The organism is Lactobacillus sp. wkB10, assembly GCF_000760615.1.
Taxonomy (GTDB): domain Bacteria; phylum Bacillota; class Bacilli; order Lactobacillales; family Lactobacillaceae; genus Lactobacillus; species Lactobacillus huangpiensis.
On sequence record NZ_JRJB01000008.1, the window covers coordinates 24,316 to 43,329 of the forward strand.

At 35.1% G+C, this 19,014-nt stretch carries 25 protein-coding genes, 1 other RNA gene and 1 other annotated feature; of the genes, 1 reads left to right on the forward strand and 25 read right to left on the reverse strand.

The annotated features are described in order from the left end of the window. Positions 1-338 precede the first annotated feature (338 nt). The 21 genes from tsaD to LACWKB10_RS06540 form a co-directional block, all read right to left on the reverse strand. Positions 339-1,388, reverse strand: coding sequence for a tRNA (adenosine(37)-N6)-threonylcarbamoyltransferase complex transferase subunit TsaD (tsaD, locus tag LACWKB10_RS06445; RefSeq protein ID WP_034980289.1), 1,050 nt, complete (start codon positions 1,386-1,388; stop codon positions 339-341). A gap of 16 nt (positions 1,389-1,404) precedes the next feature. Next, on the reverse strand, positions 1,405-1,956 hold the full coding sequence (gene rimI / locus LACWKB10_RS06450; protein WP_034980291.1) for a ribosomal protein S18-alanine N-acetyltransferase: 552 nt from the start codon (positions 1,954-1,956) through the stop codon (positions 1,405-1,407). Next, a complete protein-coding gene (gene tsaB, locus LACWKB10_RS06455) occupies positions 1,940-2,686 on the reverse strand; it encodes a tRNA (adenosine(37)-N6)-threonylcarbamoyltransferase complex dimerization subunit type 1 TsaB (protein ID WP_034980292.1) in 747 nt (248 codons plus the stop codon). Before tsaB ends, rimI begins: the two co-directional genes overlap by 17 nt. Positions 2,687-2,713: 27 nt before the next feature. Further along, the gene (locus tag LACWKB10_RS06460) at positions 2,714-3,232 is read right to left on the reverse strand and encodes a folate family ECF transporter S component (RefSeq protein WP_034980295.1); all 519 of its coding nucleotides are present in this window, start codon (positions 3,230-3,232) and stop codon (positions 2,714-2,716) included. Between the two features lie 55 nt (positions 3,233-3,287). Then, the gene (locus LACWKB10_RS06465) at positions 3,288-4,025 is read right to left on the reverse strand and encodes an acyl-[acyl-carrier-protein] thioesterase (protein WP_034980297.1); all 738 of its coding nucleotides are present in this window, start codon (positions 4,023-4,025) and stop codon (positions 3,288-3,290) included. Between the two features lie 8 nt (positions 4,026-4,033). After that, positions 4,034-4,888, reverse strand: a complete 855-nt coding sequence (rsmI, locus tag LACWKB10_RS06470; RefSeq protein WP_034980299.1) for a 16S rRNA (cytidine(1402)-2'-O)-methyltransferase — start codon at positions 4,886-4,888, stop codon at positions 4,034-4,036. A 12-nt stretch (positions 4,889-4,900) separates the two neighbouring features. Beyond that, positions 4,901-5,236 carry a DNA replication initiation control protein YabA gene (gene yabA / locus LACWKB10_RS06475; RefSeq protein WP_034980509.1) on the reverse strand — a complete coding sequence of 112 codons (336 nt, stop codon included), beginning with the start codon at positions 5,234-5,236 and terminating at the stop codon, positions 4,901-4,903. A gap of 9 nt (positions 5,237-5,245) precedes the next feature. Further along, positions 5,246-6,106, reverse strand: coding sequence for a DNA polymerase III subunit delta (locus LACWKB10_RS06480; RefSeq protein WP_034980301.1), 861 nt, complete (start codon positions 6,104-6,106; stop codon positions 5,246-5,248). Continuing rightward, positions 6,106-6,429, reverse strand: coding sequence for a cyclic-di-AMP receptor (locus tag LACWKB10_RS06485; protein WP_034980303.1), 324 nt, complete (start codon positions 6,427-6,429; stop codon positions 6,106-6,108). The genes LACWKB10_RS06480 and LACWKB10_RS06485 overlap by 1 nt, the downstream gene beginning before the upstream one ends. A gap of 5 nt (positions 6,430-6,434) precedes the next feature. After that, positions 6,435-7,082, reverse strand: coding sequence for a dTMP kinase (gene tmk, locus LACWKB10_RS06490; RefSeq protein WP_034980305.1), 648 nt, complete (start codon positions 7,080-7,082; stop codon positions 6,435-6,437). A gap of 102 nt (positions 7,083-7,184) precedes the next feature. Next, positions 7,185-7,415: a YaaL family protein gene (locus LACWKB10_RS06495; RefSeq protein WP_034980307.1), complete on the reverse strand. Its 231-nt coding sequence runs from the start codon at positions 7,413-7,415 to the stop codon at positions 7,185-7,187. Then, positions 7,415-8,014, reverse strand: a complete 600-nt coding sequence (recR, locus tag LACWKB10_RS06500; protein ID WP_034980309.1) for a recombination mediator RecR — start codon at positions 8,012-8,014, stop codon at positions 7,415-7,417. The genes LACWKB10_RS06495 and recR overlap by 1 nt, the downstream gene beginning before the upstream one ends. Next, positions 8,015-8,344, reverse strand: a complete 330-nt coding sequence (locus LACWKB10_RS06505) for a YbaB/EbfC family nucleoid-associated protein (protein ID WP_034980311.1) — start codon at positions 8,342-8,344, stop codon at positions 8,015-8,017. Between the two features lie 19 nt (positions 8,345-8,363). Next, complete coding sequence (gene dnaX, locus LACWKB10_RS06510; RefSeq protein WP_034980314.1) at positions 8,364-10,169, reverse strand: DNA polymerase III subunit gamma/tau; 1,806 nt, start codon at positions 10,167-10,169, stop codon at positions 8,364-8,366. A 57-nt stretch (positions 10,170-10,226) separates the two neighbouring features. Further along, positions 10,227-10,320, reverse strand: an RNA gene (ffs, locus tag LACWKB10_RS10020) — signal recognition particle sRNA small type. A gap of 28 nt (positions 10,321-10,348) precedes the next feature. Then, on the reverse strand, positions 10,349-10,858 hold the full coding sequence (gene tadA / locus LACWKB10_RS06515; protein ID WP_034980316.1) for a tRNA adenosine(34) deaminase TadA: 510 nt from the start codon (positions 10,856-10,858) through the stop codon (positions 10,349-10,351). Next, positions 10,858-11,478, reverse strand: a complete 621-nt coding sequence (locus LACWKB10_RS06520; protein WP_034980318.1) for a class I SAM-dependent methyltransferase — start codon at positions 11,476-11,478, stop codon at positions 10,858-10,860. The genes tadA and LACWKB10_RS06520 overlap by 1 nt, the downstream gene beginning before the upstream one ends. A 119-nt stretch (positions 11,479-11,597) precedes the next feature. Continuing rightward, positions 11,598-12,368 carry a hypothetical protein gene (locus LACWKB10_RS06525; protein WP_034980320.1) on the reverse strand — a complete coding sequence of 257 codons (771 nt, stop codon included), beginning with the start codon at positions 12,366-12,368 and terminating at the stop codon, positions 11,598-11,600. A 101-nt stretch (positions 12,369-12,469) separates the two neighbouring features. Next, positions 12,470-13,417, reverse strand: a complete 948-nt coding sequence (locus LACWKB10_RS09850; RefSeq protein WP_052060316.1) for an SLAP domain-containing protein — start codon at positions 13,415-13,417, stop codon at positions 12,470-12,472. A gap of 11 nt (positions 13,418-13,428) precedes the next feature. After that, entirely contained in the window at positions 13,429-13,998 is a 570-nt protein-coding gene (locus LACWKB10_RS06535) for a L,D-transpeptidase (RefSeq protein ID WP_052060317.1), read from the reverse strand. Positions 13,999-14,029: 31 nt separating this feature from the next. Then, complete coding sequence (locus LACWKB10_RS06540; protein ID WP_052060318.1) at positions 14,030-15,052, reverse strand: D-alanyl-D-alanine carboxypeptidase family protein; 1,023 nt, start codon at positions 15,050-15,052, stop codon at positions 14,030-14,032. 128 nt (positions 15,053-15,180) lie between these two features. Between LACWKB10_RS06540 and LACWKB10_RS09855 the strand changes: the two genes are divergently transcribed. Beyond that, complete coding sequence (locus LACWKB10_RS09855; protein ID WP_052060319.1) at positions 15,181-16,320, forward strand: C40 family peptidase; 1,140 nt, start codon at positions 15,181-15,183, stop codon at positions 16,318-16,320. Between the two features lie 120 nt (positions 16,321-16,440). Here LACWKB10_RS09855 and rplL read toward each other — a convergent pair whose 3' ends face one another. The 4 genes from rplL to pstB form a co-directional block, all read right to left on the reverse strand. Continuing rightward, the gene (gene rplL / locus LACWKB10_RS06550) at positions 16,441-16,806 is read right to left on the reverse strand and encodes a 50S ribosomal protein L7/L12 (RefSeq protein WP_034980322.1); all 366 of its coding nucleotides are present in this window, start codon (positions 16,804-16,806) and stop codon (positions 16,441-16,443) included. Positions 16,807-16,849: 43 nt separating this feature from the next. Beyond that, complete coding sequence (rplJ, locus tag LACWKB10_RS06555; RefSeq protein ID WP_034980323.1) at positions 16,850-17,359, reverse strand: 50S ribosomal protein L10; 510 nt, start codon at positions 17,357-17,359, stop codon at positions 16,850-16,852. 39 nt (positions 17,360-17,398) lie between these two features. Beyond that, positions 17,399-17,522 (reverse strand) — a sequence feature (ribosomal protein L10 leader region). Positions 17,523-17,555: 33 nt separating this feature from the next. After that, on the reverse strand, positions 17,556-18,230 hold the full coding sequence (gene phoU / locus LACWKB10_RS06560) for a phosphate signaling complex protein PhoU (protein ID WP_034980324.1): 675 nt from the start codon (positions 18,228-18,230) through the stop codon (positions 17,556-17,558). Between the two features lie 15 nt (positions 18,231-18,245). Further along, positions 18,246-19,001, reverse strand: coding sequence for a phosphate ABC transporter ATP-binding protein PstB (pstB, locus tag LACWKB10_RS06565; protein ID WP_034980325.1), 756 nt, complete (start codon positions 18,999-19,001; stop codon positions 18,246-18,248). Between the last annotated feature and the right edge of the window lie 13 nt (positions 19,002-19,014).

Sequence of the window (19,014 nt, forward strand, 5' to 3'; positions counted from 1 at the left end):
GTCATATATGATTTTTTAAAAGCATATTTGACATTTTTTAATACAAAATACTAGCATATTGATAATTATACTTGGTACTAACTTTTGAGTGTTAATATCGTTGATACCTAAGAATTGCTTTATTAATTTTTTAGAAATGACTAGATTATTATCCAAACTATAAAAATTCATAAAGTTAATGTTTAAGATGGTTGACCAAAAAACGTATAATGATAAAAGGGTCTAGGAAAATGCTAACCCCCTTAACTTAATAAAACTAAAAGCCGACAAATCACTAAAAAAAGTGATTTGCCGGCTCTTTTAGTAAGATCACTGACCTACTTTTTCCCCAGTCTCCTTTATTGCAGCATTTCTGATGCGTAAGGTAATTCTAAAGATGGATCAGCATCCAAAGTAAGATCAGTGAATTTTCCTTCTTGGTACAAGTTATAGGCCGCAGCACCAATCATTGCAGCATTATCTCCACACAATTTTAACTCTGGCAAAATTACTTTCGGTTGTAAATTCCGAGGCAGGTTTGCTATTTCATGGTTCATTCTTTCACGTAAACCATGGTTAGCGGCAACCCCTCCACCCATAATAAAAGTTTTTGGAGCATACTGTTTAATTGCTCTAATAGTTTTAGTAGCCAAGACATCTATCACTGCAGCTTGGAAACTGGCAGCCAGATCATATTTATTCAGGTTTTGATGAATTTGTTCAGCGTGATGATAGGTATTAATAAAAGCACTCTTTAAACCAGAAAAAGAAAAATCATAATCATCTTCTTTGATCATTGCCCGCGGAAATTCAAAGGTATCCTTTCCTTTCTGAGCCCATTCATCAATAGTTTTACCAGCTGGATAATTGACCCCCAAAACTCGACCAATTTTATCATAAGCTTCTCCAGCCGCGTCATCCCTCGTATCGCCAACTATTTCAAAATGGGTTGAATCTTTTAACAATACAATTTCTGTATGACCGCCAGAAACTTGCAGAGCAAGAGCCGGATAAGAGATTTCTTCCTTTAACTGAGCTGCCATAATGTGACCCATGATGTGATCAACGCCAATTAAAGGAATACCCGTAGCCATTGAAGCAGCTTTTGCCGCACTAACACCAATTAAAAGGGCACCTACCAAACCAGGTCCATAGGTTACCGCAATTGCATCAATATCTTTCCAAGCTACGTGTGCTTCTTTAAGTGCTTCATTGGTTATTTGTGTAATAACTTCAATATGATGACGGCTAGCAACCTCAGGAACAACACCCCCAAAACGTTGATGGCTTTTAATTTGAGTAGCTACTATCAAACTTTCCACTTCTCTGCCATTTTTTACAACAGATGTCGAAGTCTCATCACACGAACTTTCAAAAGCCAAAATACGGATGTCTTTTTTGTTTACCAATTTATTTTCCTTTCTTTTAGTCACTTGTCAATTTAAGCACCATGTTAAAAGCATCTTGATGCGAACTCTGGTAATAATTAGGCCACACAAAACTTACTGTAAAACCTAACTTGCAATACAAATTTTGAGCAGTCAAGTTATCAACTCTTACTTCTAGACTAAGTTCTTTACAGTTTTTATTTTTAGCAATTTCAATCACTTTTTTGATTAAATAAGTACCTATACCCTTTTTTTGCCAGGCCGAATCAACCATCAGATTAGTAATATGTGCATTACTACTGTCAAAGCGTGCTCCGATTAATCCAATGACACACTGAGTTTGCAATACAGCTAAATATAGTGAATCATTTCTACTTATTTCAGTATGAAAAGCCATTGAATTCCACGGTTGTTTCCCCTGATAAAGACTTTGCTCCAGCAACAATATTGCAGAAATATCTTTAACTTGGGCTTGCCTGACACTCAGAATAGATTGATTCACAGTGATTTTTTCTGGGGCAATCTTAATAAACTTTTTTCCTTTTGCTAAAAGCCAAAAAGACCCAAAATGCTTAAACTTCTTCCACATAATTGCTATCTGGTTTATAGGCTTCCCCTGTCTTTTTATGCCAATCAATTTCAGCTTGCGTGCGCCGCAAATAATTCGGCAATAATTGATCAGGGTCATCAGGTTGAGCATTCAGAGCAAGTTTACCTATTAAACCAGCATGAACAACATTCTGCTTTTCCGTGCCTAAACTGAAAGAAATATTTGTCTTTTTTATAGCCTCTTCCTGCTTTTCAAAGCCAGTCCCAACATAAATCACTCTTTCTAAATTGTTAGCTGTACAATATTCTGATATTGCACTTAAAAGAGTATCAATGTGATAGTGACCATCGGGAATCACGCAGACAGGTACATTACCTTTTTCCTTATTTATATAGGCTCCTGCAAAATAATTATTATTGCGAGCATCTATACCTGCTACTATTAACGTTGCTTGTTCATTGCAACTGGAAGCTAAAGCTTGTAAAGTAGACACACCAATTACATCTTTATGTAATATGCTGGCAAACATCTTAGCAGTAGTCACACCTATTCGCAAACCTGTATATGAACCCGGCCCTATCGCAACGGCAAAGCGATCAATTTCAGCTAATTTCAGATTATGTTCTTTTAAAATTTGATCAATTAAAGGATCCAAATGAGCACTATGATTGCGGGCATCATATTCATTTTTTTCCGCAATAGTCTCACCATTATCATTTAAAGCTACACTTAAATTATTTGTCGCAGTCGACATACTCAAAATTTTCATTCTAAAATTTTTATACTCTTTTCAAAATTACCTTTTGATTCTCACGCGTGAAATGGCGTTTAATACGAAGTAACTAATAATCATCTCTAACCACGGAGTAATCGCTTCTTTAGGTATTCGTTGAATAAGGACAACGCGAAAGTCCATCCCGTAAAGAAGGTGAACCCAAAGCGTATTTAAACCTATATTAACAACAACAGTTACTAACAATGTTGCTAAAATTATTCGCCATATTTTAACTGGCTTTTGATAAAAAACCAAGCCATAAATAAAGGGACCTATCATTGCACTCAATGTAAAGCCAAGGAAAAACCCTCCTTGATTGCCAAATAGAGCTGATGAAACCAAATCACTAATTCCACCACCAATGCTGCCCCATACTGGTCCAAACAAATAACCTAGCATTACACTGCCTATAAATCCGAGGCTAACATGCACAATTGTTGTTCCAACTGTAAAACGACTAAGAATAATTTTCATTGCCACGATAATTCCTAAAAGGACAAGATCACGCAATTCGACCTTAAGCATCTCTTTAATAGTCATTTTCAGCACTTTCTTTCTTCAGTTAATTTTTGTGAAAACACAAAAAATAATTATATTATAATTTGCGCCAAGTTAGTTCACAAACGGCTTTATCATTTTTGTCCTCATCCGCAATTGTGTGATATGATTTAACACCATTCTCATCATTGATTACACTAACGCGCGAATATGGTGTCTCCCCGTACCGCACTTCAAGGTTAAATTTAATATCAATAGTCTTGACAATATGATTTTTCAAAAAGTCACGATCCAATGTATCAATAAACCAGTTAAAATAGTGACCATTGGTCATGTGATGGTTTGTATCTAAATCATCATAACGTACCCTATATTGTCTCTCATTTTGATATTTATCCTGAACTCGCAATCTAGGGAAACGAGGTAATTTTTTTAGAAGTGGAACGCCAATTTCAGCCATCATTTCTTTATCTGTGGAAACGAGTTTACGAGTCTGTAAATCAAATAAAACCCATTCGCTCTTAACAGTTATCAGCTCGTTGCCATTTTGATCTGTAAAAACGTAACTTCTATATTCTAAAAAACGGTTATAGCCAAATGGTTCGGTTGTGAGCGTAATTTCTTCATTTGGTCTGGGCAGACGTGTCACTTCAATATGATATTGTGTTACAACCCAGCCTAACCCTCTTTTAGTTAACGCACTTGTACTGCCATTGCCTGAGTCCAATTGATGCTCTGAAACGCTCATCATTAAATCAATCATTGCAGGTAATTTCAAATTTTTATTTTCATCACACTCATAATAATTTACTATATGTTTTTCACTATACTTCATACTTTCACCTACTTTTGATGATAACGTTCATATAGCTCATTTTTTGAGACATTATTTTCTTGAGCTACTGTCTTAATCGCCGATTTTTTACTTTCTCCTTTGTCAACCAACCGGTTCACCGATTTAATTAATTCGGCCCATGACAATTGCGTTTCTTGTGCAGTATTAGGAGAAATTAAAATAACGAATTCACCTCTAGGAGCAATTTGCTCAAAATAATCGGTAACCTCGCTGATTGTACCACGAATAAATTCTTCATGAATTTTAGTAAGCTCCCTTGCAACAACAATTTTTCGCTCAGAATCTAGTATTTCGGACATGTTATTGAGAGTTTTTATCAATCTGTGTGGTGCTTCATAAAAAATAGAGGTGGCTCGGGCTTTTTTCATTTGTTCAAAAAAAGATTGTTGTTCACTTTTTTTGCGTGGTAAAAAACCATAATATGTAAAGGGTTGTGCATCAAAGCCAGAAGCAATTAAGGCAGTTGCAAATGCGGAAGCACCGGGCAGAGGAACTACGGGAATATTATTTTTGATACATTCTTGCACTAAAATGTATCCCGGATCTGAAATGACAGGCATCCCCGCATCGCTAATTTCAGCAATAACTGCTCCCTCCTTCATTAACTTAATTAATTCGGGTGCCCTTTCTTTTGAATTATATTTATGAAAGGAAAGCATATGATTATGAACCCCAATTTTTTCAAGCAGAATTCCACTTGTTCTAGTATCTTCAGCAGCAATATAATCAGCTTCCTGTAAAATTCTTTTTGCTCTAAGGGTAATGTCTTCAAGGTTACCAATAGGAGTTGGCACTAAAAAAAGTTTGCCGTTGTCTTGGCCATAACTACTTTGCCTTTGCATTTAATCAATCCTTTAATGTTTTTTCTTTTTCTCTCCAAAATTATCAAGAATATCCAAACAAAACATGCAGTCAGTATTAGGATCACGGTGAGAGCCATAGTACATATTGCAAATATGGTAACCTGAACTATAAATTTGCCGTAAAGATTCAAGACCACTCTGAGTTTTAACGGTGCTATTGTGGGCATTATTCATTTTGTCCATTTTTTCACGCAGCAATTGATTCTCTACTTTTAATTCCGTATTTTCTTTCAACGTTTCCAAAATACTATTTTCTAAACTTTCGATTGTTTTGGTCATGCTAACCATTGAATCGTGAAGTTGTTCCAACTTTGAATAAGAATCCACCATGAACACCTACCGCTTCCATTGTAAAGCAAGAAAGTCGAGTAAATTGCGAAAACTAACATTGCTGTATTGCATTTTGTCAATTTCAAGCAAATACTTTAACATCCTTGCCCCGTTTTTTTGATTATTGCTTTTTAATTCTGCTTGAGCCCATTTTTTAAGTAAAAAGAGAACATAATTTTGCTCACTTTTGCTTTTAGCCATTTCTGCTAACTGATGTGCACTCACAAGTGAAAGTGAGTTATGTTCAAGCATTTCTTGGTAAAAATATTTGCTTCCTTTATCTAATTTAGCTGTATCTTCCAGTGAGTCGACTTCACTCGGACTAAAACCATTTGCCAGTAATTCTTCACTCTTGTCATGTTTTTTTTGATTGAGCGTGAAATTAATAATTTGAGTACGTGAGCGAATAGTTGGCAAAATTTGATCGGTATTATTTGTGATTAAAATAGTAACAACAGGAGCAATAGGTTCTTCTAATAAATTAAGTAAAGCATTAGCAGCAGGCAAAGTTAACTTCTGCGCTTCATTAATAAAAAAGAAACGTACACTGCTTTGAACCGGACTTTTAGCTAGTTCTTCCTTCAAAACACGGACTTGATCAATTCCCAAATTTTGCTTGCTTTCAGGCTCTATCAATAGTACATCAGGGTGATTGCCTGAAATAATTTGCCTGCAATTCTGACACGTACCATCCGGTTTTTCAGTACCGCTACAATTAAAGAGACAAGCTAACCAATATGCTGTATTTAATGCCTGGACTTCATTGGCATCAACAAATAAGTAGCTATGAGCCAATTTTTTTCCCTCAAAAGCTTGACCCAAAAGTTCAGACTGCTTCTTGCCTCTTTTTGTAATATCAATTGACATCAGAACTGCTTGAATTCTTCAACAGGCAAAACAAAACACGTAGCTCCCCCAACTGTAATCTTCACAGGTTGGCTACTAATATCAAAACCTGTCATAACCAAATTAGGGTTCATATATTCTTCACGAGATTTAGACTCTTCCTTGATGATGCGCAAAACCTGCTTGACATGTTTATCATCTATTCCGATAAGAAAAGTAGTGTTGCCTTCACTTAGAAATCCTCCAGTCGTAGCAAGCTTAGTTGCACGAATGCTTTCCTTGACAAAGGTACGTTGGAGCCTATTAGCATCTTCTTTTTGAACAATTGCAACTATTAACTTCATTTTAATCAGTCCTTTAATAAATCTGCTGGTAATTGGTTTGCAATTATTTTAACACAATCCTCTACTACTAAATTAAAGGGTTTATTTGCATCAACTACCTTTATTCTTTCAGGATGAGCCTTAATTACTTCTTGATAACCCTGATAAACTTTTTGATGAAAATTTAATTTTTCCTGTTCCAAGCGATCTTCTTTTCCAGCACGTTCCCTGGCAATTCTGGTTAATCCAACTTGTGGCTTAACATCCAGAAAAATAGTTAGATCAGGCTCAATTTTACTTGTAGCAAAATCATTAATCTGTTTTACTGCAGCAATACCTAATTCTCGTCCTGCACCCTGATAAGCCAATGAACTATCAACAAAACGATCTGAAAAAACTATTTTTCCTGCTTTAAGTGCGGGTATAACCGCTTCAAACATATGCTGACTACGAGAAGCCGCATAAAGTAAAGCTTCAGTTTTCGCAGACATTTCTTCATTAACCGGATCCAAAATTAATTGACGAATTTTCTCAGCAATTTTTGAACCTCCCGGTTCCCGGGTTACTAGATATTGTGTCTTAAGTCTAGGCCCAATTTCTGCCACAACTTGTTTTAAAACTGTACTTTTTCCAGACCCATCCGGACCTTCAAAACTGATAAAATAACTCTTCATAAAACTCTCCATGCTTCTATTTTACAAGAGTTCTTTTTATATGAACACCCCAACGTACTTTTAATTTTTTATCAAAATAAAAAGCCCTTTTGAAAAAGGACTTTAGTCAGAAATTGCATTGGTAAAACCACTAAATCTTGTATGACGATGTCGTGCTTCATCATATAAAAATGAATACTTGGCTCTTAAAATTTTACCTGTTACTACATTATCTTCAGACATATCAAGCGTTGTCGGATCAAGATTTTTTTGAACAGCAATCTGTTCCTGTAAGTTTTCAATAGTGGTCATGAGCCACTCATCACCCATATTTTTAATTTTGTTACGTGCCATTAGATTGAAGTTCTCCCTTGTACTGCTCGTTTCAAAGTAATTGAATTAGCGTATTCAATATCACTCCCAACGGCCAAACCTGCAGCAAGCCTTGTTACCTTAATACCGGACGGCTTGATCAGCTTACTGATATACATAGCCGTTGATTCTCCTTCTGGAGTTGAATTTAATGCCAAAATAACCTCTTTTACGCGATCCTGCTTTTGCAGACGAACTATTAATGACTTAATATTAATTTCTTCTGGGCCAATACCATCCATTGGGGATAAAACTCCGTGCAAAACATGATATAACCCGCTATATTCACCCATATCTTCAAAAGCCATCACATCTTTTGGCTGCTCAACTACCATAATGGTCGATTGATCACGTTCAGGATTACTGCATATAGTACACGGATCCTTTTCTGTAATGTTGCCACAAATAGAGCAACGATGAAGTTTTTCTTTCACCTCGGCTAACGCAGTACTAAAACTATGAACATCTTCATCCGGCATATCTAAAGTATAAAATGCAAGCCTTGTGGCTGTTTTTTCACCAATACCAGGTAATTTCATGTAAGAATCAATTAAATGCGCAATTGGTGCTGGATACTGCAATTAAATCATGCCCTTCGTATACTTGCCTAAACTTTGCTGGGTAGCTTGGTCTATTTCTGCTAATCCTTTATTAACCGCATCAATAATCAAATCTTGCAACATGTCAGGATCGTCAGGGTCAATCGCATCTTTATCAATAGTAATATTTTTCAATTTGCGATCTCCGCTAAAAGTAGCTACAACCAAGTCATCTGCTGACTTGCCTACAAATTCCTGTGCAGTAATATTTTGTTGTTCTTGAGCCATCTGCTCCTGCAACTTCTTAGCCTGCTTCACCATTTGTTGCATATTCATGCCGCCCATAGCACCAAAATTAGGTCTTTTACTCATATTATTTCTCCTTTAAATTTTAGTCTTTAACATTTACTGTGTCACCAAATAACTCTTTAGCTTTTTCTATAACCTGGTTGCTTGACTCGTCTTGTTCAGAGCCTGAATCTGATTGTTTTTGCTTATTAAGCAGTTCTTTACCATGCTTTTGTAAAAATTCTGCACGCACTGTAGACCAGTCCTCATCAGGTACCAGCACTATTTCATAGCTATGCTTAGTAAATTTAGCAATTTCATCTGTCAATACCTCTAGTAAATTACCATCTTCGCTGGCTTTTTCAAACCAAAGAGTATATTTGCATTTCATTACTACCTGATCTGAACTAGCTGCAACAGGTTCTAGCACATCTAGCAAAGCTCGTTGCGATACGCCTAAAACTGACTGCAGATCCGACCAAACATTTTTGATAGCCACAAGATCATTCTTGGTGGCATTTTCTAAAACATGATAAACTTGTTTCCGATTTTGTTCATTAGCCTTTTTTCTACTTCTGACTGTTTTTTTAGGTTTGGAAACAGTTTTTGCTTTGGAATTTTTACTTTTATTAGTATCAATTCGATCAGAAACTGCACTATCAAGATGAAAAATCTTATTGCTATTTTGGGTTTGCTTTTTGCTTAAATTAGAAACTTTTTTAGTTAAGTTTGAAACCTGCTTTTTTAATGCCTCTAATTCACTAGTCAAATCAGTATTTGCATTCCTTTGACTTTCTGTACTAGCCAAGATATTTTCAGAACCTACTTTGCTATTTTGTTTGCCAGCACATTCAACTAAAAAGACTTCTAGTGGAATCTGTTGCTGATTAGTATAGCGTAAATCATTTAATGCAGTATTCGCTGATGCAATCACTTGAAAATAACGGTTAGAATTTACATCTTGTATCTTTTTTATAAAGTCATCGTTCAAAAAGTTTTTCTGACTATTATCTTTAGTTTTGACAACCATTAACGCATTAGTCGCCATTTCAATGAGCTCATCTAAAATATTTTTTGAGCTGGCACCATTTTCAAGTTCTGTCTGCGCCAAAGACAATGCTTCAGTTGTATCATTATTTAAAATTGCTAATAAAATCTGTTCGATCTTTTCTTTATCAGCAAAACCTGTTATTTCAAGAGCCGCATCATATTCAACTTTGTTTTTGTCAAAACTTAAAAGTTGGTCTAAGATGCTTAAGGCATCCCTCATACCACCGTCAGCTACTTGAGCAATTACGGCTAAGGCTTTTTCATCATAACTGATTTTTTCTTTTTCAAGAATATACTTCATTCTTTTTTCAAGGTCAGCTTGAGAAATACGCTTAAAATTATAACGCTGAGTCCTTGATATGATAGTCGCTGGCACTTTTTGCAATTCAGTAGTGGCCAAGATGAAAACGACATGTTCCGGGGGCTCTTCAAGAGTTTTAAGCAAAGCGTTAAACGCCCCCATTGACAGCATATGAACCTCATCAATAATGTAAACTTTGTATTTGCCTTGAGTTGGGGCGTATTTAACTTTATCTCTAATATCACGTATTTCATCAACGCCATTGTTGGAAGCTGCATCAATCTCCATAATGTCTGCCATCGCGCCCTTGTCGGCTGCAAGACAATTGGCACACTTGTTGCATGGCTCACCATCCTGCAGATTGCTGCAATTCAATGCCTTAGCCAAAATTTTTGCACATGAAGTTTTCCCAGTACCACGTGGTCCAGCAAACAAAAAAGCATGGGAGATTGTACCTCGCTTAATTGCATTTTTCAAAGTATCCGTAATATCATCTTGACCAATCACACTATCGAAAGTGCGGGGTCTCCATTTGCGGTATAACGCTTGATAAGCCATTGATCAGTCTTCCCTAGTAAAAAACTCTTAACTCTTTCGCAAGAGTTAAGAGTTTGTAATTGTCTAATAAAAGGCACATGCCCGAGCAACCTTAGTGCTGCTACCTTCCGGTCCTGACACGCTTTGGAGGTCAAACATTGCCCATAAGATATATTAACGTATTTTAAGGTATTTTTCCACTAATTTGCGAAATTTTTGCCGGAGTCTTTTTCTGCTTTTTGTTTTTGTCTAATATCTTTAAAAAAATTTTTTAGCATCTGGCTTGACTCTTCGCGGTATAGTCCCCGAATGACGTTAGGGTGATGATTAAACTTTTCAATATCAAAAAGGTTAACAACACTACCAGCCGCACCAGCTTTAGGGTCAAGTGCTCCAAAATACAAACTCTTAAGGCGAGAGTTAATAATCGCACCTGCACACATTGGACAGGGTTCTAGGGTGACAAAAAGACTACAGTCTATTAAACGCCAAGTACCAAGATTATTGCAAGCTTCCCTGATAGCAATCATTTCAGCATGTTGCGTAGAGTCTTGATCCAATTCTCTGCGGTTAAATCCTGTACCTATAACTTGCCCTGCAGTATCAACAATTACAGCTCCAATTGGAACTTCTCCTAAATCTTGGGCTTTTTTTGCTTGCTGAAAAGCTAATTGCATAAAGTCTTTTTTTTCTGCACTTGAAAATGGCATTAATTATTCACCGCCTGCAAAACGTAGTAACCTTTATCTCTTTTTAAAATGGTACAATTGCCAAAAATTTTTGTTAATAATTTACGGGCACTCGGCTCACCTTGTTTTTTTTGAATTACTACTAGTAAAACCCCATCAGTTACCAAATGATTTTTCGCACCAGACAGAATATTGGAAACAACTTTTTTACCAGCTCGAATCGGTGGATTAGTTAGAATTAAGCCATATTTCTTTGCTGATGAAATATTGCTATAAGTATCAGATGAAAAAATGGCAACATTATCTATATGGTTAAGCTCAGCATTCTTTTTCGCCAGGTCCAATCCACGTTCATTGACGTCTATCATTTCTACTGTTTGCTTTGGCCAAAATTTAGCTGCAAAAAGACCGATTGGTCCATATCCGGTGCCAACATCTAAAATATTGTTTTGAGGAAAATCAACATCAAGCATTTTCTTAATTAAAACACCTGAACCATAATCCACGCGTAATTTCGAAAAAACTCCGGCATCAGTGGTAAATTTGAGATCAATGCCGTTGACTTGATAATCAATTATATGCTCATCATGCTGAGAAGTAGGATTCTCAGCAAAATACATTTGGTTTTGTTTTTCAGTCATAATTCGCTCATTTCTAAAACCTTATCCAGATAATTTTAACGGACATGTCAATTTTTGCAAATATAAAAAAACTAATTATGTTTAAAAGATATTTTCTAACATAATTAGTTTCTTGGATTTTAGTAAATACCGTAAAGCATGCGAAACTTCACATAGTTTTTATATTTTTTAAATTTATTTATTTTAAAGAATATATAATGATAGCCGTAACTGGGATCATTTATCTCAACATCACCAAAACGAACTGTATCCATAAAATCAGCTACGGTATCTTTCATAGTATCAGAGGTATCAACCTTCCAATTCTGATAAAAGTGTTTTTGCTTTTTAGATGCAAGAAAATCTGTTTCGTTACCCTTTTTTAATTTAAAACCACCTTTTGGATCAATAAAGTCTTTATAAAAAGCTTTAAGTAAAATGTTAGGAGTTAATTTAATTCTTTTGACCTTGATATTCTGCTTTTTCTTAAAAGCTATGCCATGAATTATTGCATTATCCCTAGTTTTATAGTTCATAATGAAGTTACCTTTTGAAAAGTCGGCACTAACCTCGTGAGCCTTTAATTGTTTAAATCTCGGATAATATGAAGATTTAACTGGTTTCATATTTTTAGTGTATTTGGTATATCCACTATGATCGGTGACAACATAACCATTCATATGAATCCAAGGATTCTTAGAATAGGCTTTTTTAGAGGCCTTTTTTTGTAATTTATAGCAGTAATCATACTTTTTAGGATTTTTTTTTGGAATTAGATGCTTAAGGCTATGAAAATTATATTCATTATAGGATACCTTTATTTCAGAACTTTTTGCAGTAAACGGCAAGGTTAGACTGACTAGCCCTATAGTTATGTAAGCCAAAATTTTGGCAGGTTTAAGATGTTTCATTTTTACCTCAAAGGACGTTTAATATTATTTAATCAAATTACTTACTAAAGCAGACATGTTTTATTGTTAACAGACAACTTTTAACAAGTCTTTTTCGTCACTTAATATGTAACTCCAACCGAGGAATAAATTTGATCGCTGTTGTTATCTACTACTGCACCAAGTCCAATTGTCTTGTCCTTAGGATTAAGCAGAATGTCACGATGACCCCAATTGGATGCAGCGTCATCGTAAATATACTCATAAACCATGTTATCGGCTACTAAAGCACTAGTACCACCATGTTCAGCCTCAACAAGCTGGTTATTTGAGTGATCTACGGTTGCACCCCAAGGAAACATTGCTAAACATTCAGCAGTAGTTTTACGCACGATACCTGCTTTATTGAAAAAATCATTCAAAATAAAATTACCGGCAGAATCATTATGGGAAAAATTATCAGGCAATAATTTGGTTCTTTCCTGTACAACTTCATCCAGATGAGAATCTTCCGTCACTGGGCTTAACCCACGTTTTGTTCTCTCATTATTCAACTCTTTTAAGAATTCCTGTCTAAACTCACTGATTGAAAAATCAGCAATTGTAGAATTATTTTGAGCAGGTTGTGTTGTGCCTGTATTAGCTGAACTTGCTGGTTTATTAGTATCTACTGGATTGGCAGAATTACCTGAATTAGGTTGAGTAGGTTGATTTACAGGCTGTTTTTGCGGCTTTTTAACCTTTGACTTAATATTTGCAACATCTTTTACCAGAACAAATCTATTTTTAGTTACAAGATAGAATTTTTTCCCTTTTATTTTCTTAGCTTTTTTAACAACTGTTAGCTTCTTGCCCTTTTTTAAAATCTTTTTCTTTAACTTCTTGCCTTTTTTATTATAGTAATATGTTCTTTTTTTGACTTTTACCCTTTTAACAGCTGGTGCTTTCAAAACCACACTGCTGGAAACTTTCTTAGCTTCTGTAGTCGTTGAACTAAAAGACAGGCTACTTGCCACACTTGTAAATGTTAATAGTACTGCTACAGTTTTACGATAATTAAATTTTTTCATTGCTTTCTCCTTTATTTAATAATAACTTTTAGTCCAGTTGGTGCTTTTTGATAAAACCATTTTGCATCGCTTGTACTTAAATGGATACATCCATGAGAGCTTGGCTTTTTTCCCAATTTGTTAGCTACCTTTTTAATTAATTCGTGATGAATGTTACGCGGATTTTCATGAAAAAGATATAAACCACCTTGCAGCCAACCTACTGCAAATCTTGCACCCATTTTCTCACTGGCAGAATAAAACCACGGTGCCCGATAAGTATTAATACGAAAATGTCCCTTAGGTGTTGAGTTATGTGCTCCAGTTGAAACATAAAATTCGTATCTGGTTTTGCGACCACGAATCAAATACGCGCGTTGCTTTTTTAATGAAACTACTATCTTATCTTTTTTAGCGCTCATCCCTTGAGGATATGGTTTAATTTCAGAAGATTTAGTATAACTAATCGGTTTACGCATATATTCTCGTGGAATTTCACTAACGGATTTTGCAAAGATTTTCTTTTGCCCAAAATTTAATATGAATCCGCCAATAATAATTAAAAAGCAAACTATTACAAATTTATTCTTTTTTATTTTCACTATCTATTACTCACCTTCTTTAATATGTCGACTAACTACGATGCTTATACGTAAATTTTACTAATTTATTGGCATCTGAAAACTCATTTTTGTCATGCAGTACAACTACAATTCTTCCAGTGCCTTTTTTATAGCTACCAACAAAACAATAGCCTGAGCGTGGCGTCCAGCCTGTTTTCATACCGTCTGTTTTTAAGGATTTAACGTTATACTTACGACCAGGTAACGTATCATTATAGTTATGTAATTTCTGGCCTGCCACATACATCTCAGGTGTGGCAAAAAATTTCATCAAACTGGGATAATCATGAGCAACATGATAACCAATTATTGCTAGATCTTTTGCTGACAATAAGTTTCCTGAACTCCAAGCACCTTTAACATAATACCCATAAGGGGCTAAGTCACTGTTTTCAAGCCCTGAAGCTGATACGAAATTTGCAGAAAGATGCCATAGCTTTGCTTGTTTATTCATCATTTTGATGAATTTCTTATTTGAACCTGCAACCCATTGACCCAATCGAATTGCAGAGTTATTGTCGGAATCAATTATTGCTGAAGACATGATCTCTTTGATAGTATACTTTTTCCCTTTTTTTACATGAAAGCAGTTAAGATTGGGATTCTTGGCCATTTTTACCAAAGGGCTGGAAAACTTGAGCTTTTTTTGCCAATCATGCGGATTATGGGCAAGCTTGCGCCTGGCTAAATAAATTGTCATTAGTTTCCCAGTAGATGCTGTTAAATAGCGCTTCTTCGCATTTTTTGCCAACAGTACTTCTCCAGTCTTACGATCCAAAACTAGGTAAGCTTTTGCTTTGGTTTTAGGCTTTTTTCCATGAATATACTTAGTATATTGGCCAACTGATTTGTCTTGATTGTGACTATAAACTGTAGTTTTATGTTTTTTCTTTTTAGTTTTTTGATTCACTTTATTGTTTGCACTATTGCTGTTAATTTGAATAGTTTCATCAGCCTGAACTACAGAAGCGCTAACAAAAAAAGCTGCTATTATAGAAAAAAGTCCAAAAATAAACTTATTTTTGACTTGCACCTATACCTCCCTAAACATTTTCAAATTTAAAATTACAAGTGATATTTTAAAATTAATTAACTATAAATTTCATTATATTATAAAATGGTAAATGTAGTTAAATTTTCTTAAAATTGATTGGAGCTAAAATGTTAAGCAAATCAAAACTCTTTTTAATGTTTATCAGTCTATCATTTTTGGGAATATTTAGTTTTAGTGTAAAAGTTTCTGCAGATACTATCAGTACACAAACAATCACTAATCAGACAAATAATGAACAAAAAGAGCAAAACCAATCTAAATCAGACATTAGTGATAATTCCAGTTCTGATAATAATCAGACTGTAAATTCTAACAAGAATAAAGATAATTCTCAGTCCCACAAGTCAATCAACACTGATAAAAAACAAAAAAAAGCACCAAAGATTACCTATTTAAAGAAAAAAGGCAGTGGTAAAATTTACCAAACCCATTATCGCTTTAGTAAAACATTAACCAGTAAAAAAAGTTCAGCCAAAAATTGGTATAAAAAACAAATTAGCTATAGCAAAATAACGAAAACTAATAAAGGAACTTTTGTTAAGACCAAGTATGGGTGGCTGAATAAAAAAGCTTTCAATCAGTTTTTATTAACTAAAAATAAAATAAATTATAAAATGAAGATTGTCAGAAATGCCAAATTGTATAACTTACCAGCTCACACTAACGAAGCTAGAAAAATAGGAACCAGTAAAAAACTACATTTGAAGAATAAATGGGTTTATGTCAACATGATTGCCCATACCAATTTGCATGCAGTTTATTATCGTTTTAAACATCAAGGGAAAAATTATTGGATTTTAGGAAAAAATATCAAATATAATTTAAAATCTTTAGAGGGCAATAAAAAATCGCTTGAGCGTATTATCAAAATCGGTGAAAAAATGATTGGTCATTCCAAATATGACGAAAAATCACGACATTTTGACTGTTCTAGTTTTATGAATTATCTTTTTACTAAAGCAGGGCATCATCTAGGATCAACCACATTTAGTCAATGTTATAATGGCAAACCCGTTAATTATAAAAACAAAAAACGTGGCGATCTCATTTTCTTCGATGATAAAGACGATGGTCATTTAGCCCATGTTGGAATGTACCTCGGAAAAGGATTATTTTTACATGATAGTCCATACACTGACAACGGTGGGGTTGGAGTTTCCAGCTTACAAGATAAATTCTGGAACTCACGCAATTCAAAGTATTTATCAGTTCACTATCCTGATGGTATTGTCAGAAGAATTATGTAAAAAAAATAACTAAAAGCCTTTAGCTTAAGTCCAATTTTAATAAAATCTTTGAAAAATAAAAAGACGTATTTGCAAATTGCAAATACGTCTTTTCTTTTAACTTGTCCGATCGGACTACAATTATTTCAATGTAACTGTAGCGCCAACATCTTCAAGCTTAGATTTAATGTCGTTAGCTTCGTCTTCAGAAACGCCTTCCTTAACGTTCTTAGGAGCGCCATCAACAAGATCTTTTGAGTCCTTAAGGCCAAGACCAGTAATGTCACGGACAGCCTTAATAACCTTAACTTTTTCTTGACCAGCTTCTGTCAATTCAACGTCATATGTTGACTTAGCAGCAGCTTCGCCACCAGCGGCACCTGCAGCAGCAACTGGAGCAGCAGCAGAAACACCAAATTCATCTTCAATAGCCTTTACCAGGTCATTTAATTCAAGAATTGAAGCACCTTTTAAGTCTTCAATAATCTTATCAGTATCTAAAGCCATACTTATTTTATCCTCCGAAATTTTTAGATATAAATTATTTTATTTATTCTGCAGATTCATCTTTTGAATCAGCAACAGCTTTAACAGCATATGCGAAATTGCGTACTGGAGCTTGTAATACAGAAACAAGCATTGACAATAAGCCTTCGCGACCAGGAATGGCAGCAAGTTCCTTGATTTCTTCTTTAGAAGTCAATTTACCTTCCAGCATACCACCCTTAATATCGATAACATCATAATCATCTTCGTATTTTGAAACTATACGAGCTGGTTCGGTAATGTCATCAGCATTATCAGTATAAATTACAGCAGTAGGACCTACAAAAGTCTCATCAAGACCTTCTATACCGGCCTTAGCAGCAGCACGTCTTAAGTAAGTGTTCTTAACAACCTTCATGCTAACATCGTTTTCACGAAGTTCCTTACGCATGTTAGTAACTTCTTCAACAGTTAAACCTAAGTAGTTAATTATTAAGATTGCTTTAGCAGCTTTAAGTTCTTCAGCAAACGCATCAACGAACTTTTCTTTTTCAGCAATAGCAGCTTTACTCAATCGATTTCACCTCCATCAAATTTAATAATAAATTCCATCAGGCCCAAATAAAAACTCCATGCCAAGAAAGACATGGAGCTTTAAACTCATCAACATCTTCTGGCCTCGGCGGGAAATTAAGGCGTCATGCCACCCGAGTCTTAGGTAGAATTTACATTATTAAATATAACAGGAATATAACTTAATTGCAAGCTAATCAGTTCTTTTTCGGCTTAGGTTTTATTAACTCAAATAATTCACCTGAAGTTTTGTAAATTACCCAACTGGCCAGGTTCACAATATGATCACTTATTCTCTCTAGTAATCTGATGATAACAAAGTAACTGGCAGAAGCTACAGCGGCGTCAGGTTCTTGTTCTACACCATCTATAATCATTTGTCTGGCATTCTTATAATCTTTAAAAACCTTAGCATGTCCAAGTACCATTTTTCTGGCATTTTCCTCATCTTCTTGCACGTAAGCTGTTAATACTTGTACCAGCATTTCACGCACCTGATGAGTCATATTGGAAATTATTTTTTCGACCTCTGGAAGACGTGGATTACCTTTAACTCTGACAGTTTCAACGGCAATGCTATTCGCATTTTCTCCAATTCTTTCCAAATCTGTTGTAGCTTTTAAAATACTAATAACAACACGGAAATCAGTCGCAACTGGCTGTTGTAAAGCCATTAATTCCAAAGCCTTTTTTTCGATCTTGACAGCTTCTTTAGCTACTTCCTTGTCTTCGGCAATCATTTCTTGCGCCGTCTTTTTATCATGTTCAACGAATGAACGCGTACCCTTGTCAATCAAATCATTGACCAAGACTCCCATTTCCATAAACTGAGCGTTCAACTTTTTCAGTTCATCTAAAAATATTTCGTGCATAATCCACCTCCAAAATTAGCCAAAACGGCCGTTAAGATAATTGTTTGTCATTTCTTTTTTAGGTGACAAGAACATTTCTTGTGTCGAACCTGATTCAATCAATTCACCATTCATTAAAAAAGCTACCTGATCTGAAACCCGACTCGCCTGTTGCAAGTTGTGTGTCACCATAATAAAAGTATATTTCTGTTTCAAAGCCATTAACGTTTCTTCAATTTCTGAACTTGATATTGGATCTAAAGCAGATGTCGGCTCATCAAGTAAAACAACTTCCGGTCTGATTGCCAGAGCCCGAGCTATACAAATACGTTGCTGTTGTCCTCCTGAAAAAGCAAGAGCATTACGCTGCAAACTGTCTTTAGTTTCATTCCAAATTGCAGCTTGCTTCAAACTTTCTTCAACACGCTGTTCAATCAGATCTTTATCTTTAACACCAGCTATGCGTAAACCATAAGCTACATTATCAAAAACTGAAAATGGAAACGGCGTGGGCTGTTGAAACACCATTCCCACCTTCTTACGTAAAGCAACTAAATCAATGTGAGAATGATAAATATCTTTTCCTTCTAAAAGTATCTCACCAGTAATATTAATATCGTCAATATCATCATTCATACGATTTAAACAGCGCAAAAAGGTAGATTTGCCACAGCCAGATGGTCCAATTAAGGCAGTCAATTTTTGAGCGGGAAAAGCTAAACTTATACCATGTAAAGCTTCAAAACTGCCATACTTAAGTTTAACATTTTTAGTCTCCATCACATTTGTCATCAATAACGCCACC

Coding starts and splice junctions, on each gene's coding strand:
- LACWKB10_RS06460 (WP_034980295.1), bottom strand. CDS start 3,232: ATGACTATTAAAGAGATGCTTAAGGTCGAATTGCGTGATCTTGTCCTT.
- LACWKB10_RS06505 (WP_034980311.1), bottom strand. CDS start 8,344: ATGAGTAAAAGACCTAATTTTGGTGCTATGGGCGGCATGAATATGCAA.
- LACWKB10_RS09850 (WP_052060316.1), bottom strand. CDS start 13,417: ATGAAAAAATTTAATTATCGTAAAACTGTAGCAGTACTATTAACATTT.
- tadA (WP_034980316.1), bottom strand. CDS start 10,858: ATGCCATTTTCAAGTGCAGAAAAAAAAGACTTTATGCAATTAGCTTTT.
- tsaB (WP_034980292.1), bottom strand. CDS start 2,686: ATGAAAATTTTGAGTATGTCGACTGCGACAAATAATTTAAGTGTAGCT.
- pstB (WP_034980325.1), bottom strand. CDS start 19,001: ATGACAAATGTGATGGAGACTAAAAATGTTAAACTTAAGTATGGCAGT.
- LACWKB10_RS06465 (WP_034980297.1), bottom strand. CDS start 4,025: ATGAAGTATAGTGAAAAACATATAGTAAATTATTATGAGTGTGATGAA.
- phoU (WP_034980324.1), bottom strand. CDS start 18,230: ATGCACGAAATATTTTTAGATGAACTGAAAAAGTTGAACGCTCAGTTT.
- LACWKB10_RS06520 (WP_034980318.1), bottom strand. CDS start 11,478: ATGACTGAAAAACAAAACCAAATGTATTTTGCTGAGAATCCTACTTCT.
- dnaX (WP_034980314.1), bottom strand. CDS start 10,169: ATGGCTTATCAAGCGTTATACCGCAAATGGAGACCCCGCACTTTCGAT.
- rplL (WP_034980322.1), bottom strand. CDS start 16,806: ATGGCTTTAGATACTGATAAGATTATTGAAGACTTAAAAGGTGCTTCA.
- LACWKB10_RS09855 (WP_052060319.1), top strand. CDS start 15,181: ATGTTAAGCAAATCAAAACTCTTTTTAATGTTTATCAGTCTATCATTT.
- LACWKB10_RS06480 (WP_034980301.1), bottom strand. CDS start 6,106: ATGTCAATTGATATTACAAAAAGAGGCAAGAAGCAGTCTGAACTTTTG.
- rimI (WP_034980291.1), bottom strand. CDS start 1,956: ATGTGGAAGAAGTTTAAGCATTTTGGGTCTTTTTGGCTTTTAGCAAAA.
- tmk (WP_034980305.1), bottom strand. CDS start 7,082: ATGAAGAGTTATTTTATCAGTTTTGAAGGTCCGGATGGGTCTGGAAAA.
- LACWKB10_RS06525 (WP_034980320.1), bottom strand. CDS start 12,368: ATGAAACATCTTAAACCTGCCAAAATTTTGGCTTACATAACTATAGGG.
- rsmI (WP_034980299.1), bottom strand. CDS start 4,888: ATGCAAAGGCAAAGTAGTTATGGCCAAGACAACGGCAAACTTTTTTTA.
- LACWKB10_RS06495 (WP_034980307.1), bottom strand. CDS start 7,415: ATGGCACGTAACAAAATTAAAAATATGGGTGATGAGTGGCTCATGACC.
- LACWKB10_RS06485 (WP_034980303.1), bottom strand. CDS start 6,429: ATGAAGTTAATAGTTGCAATTGTTCAAAAAGAAGATGCTAATAGGCTC.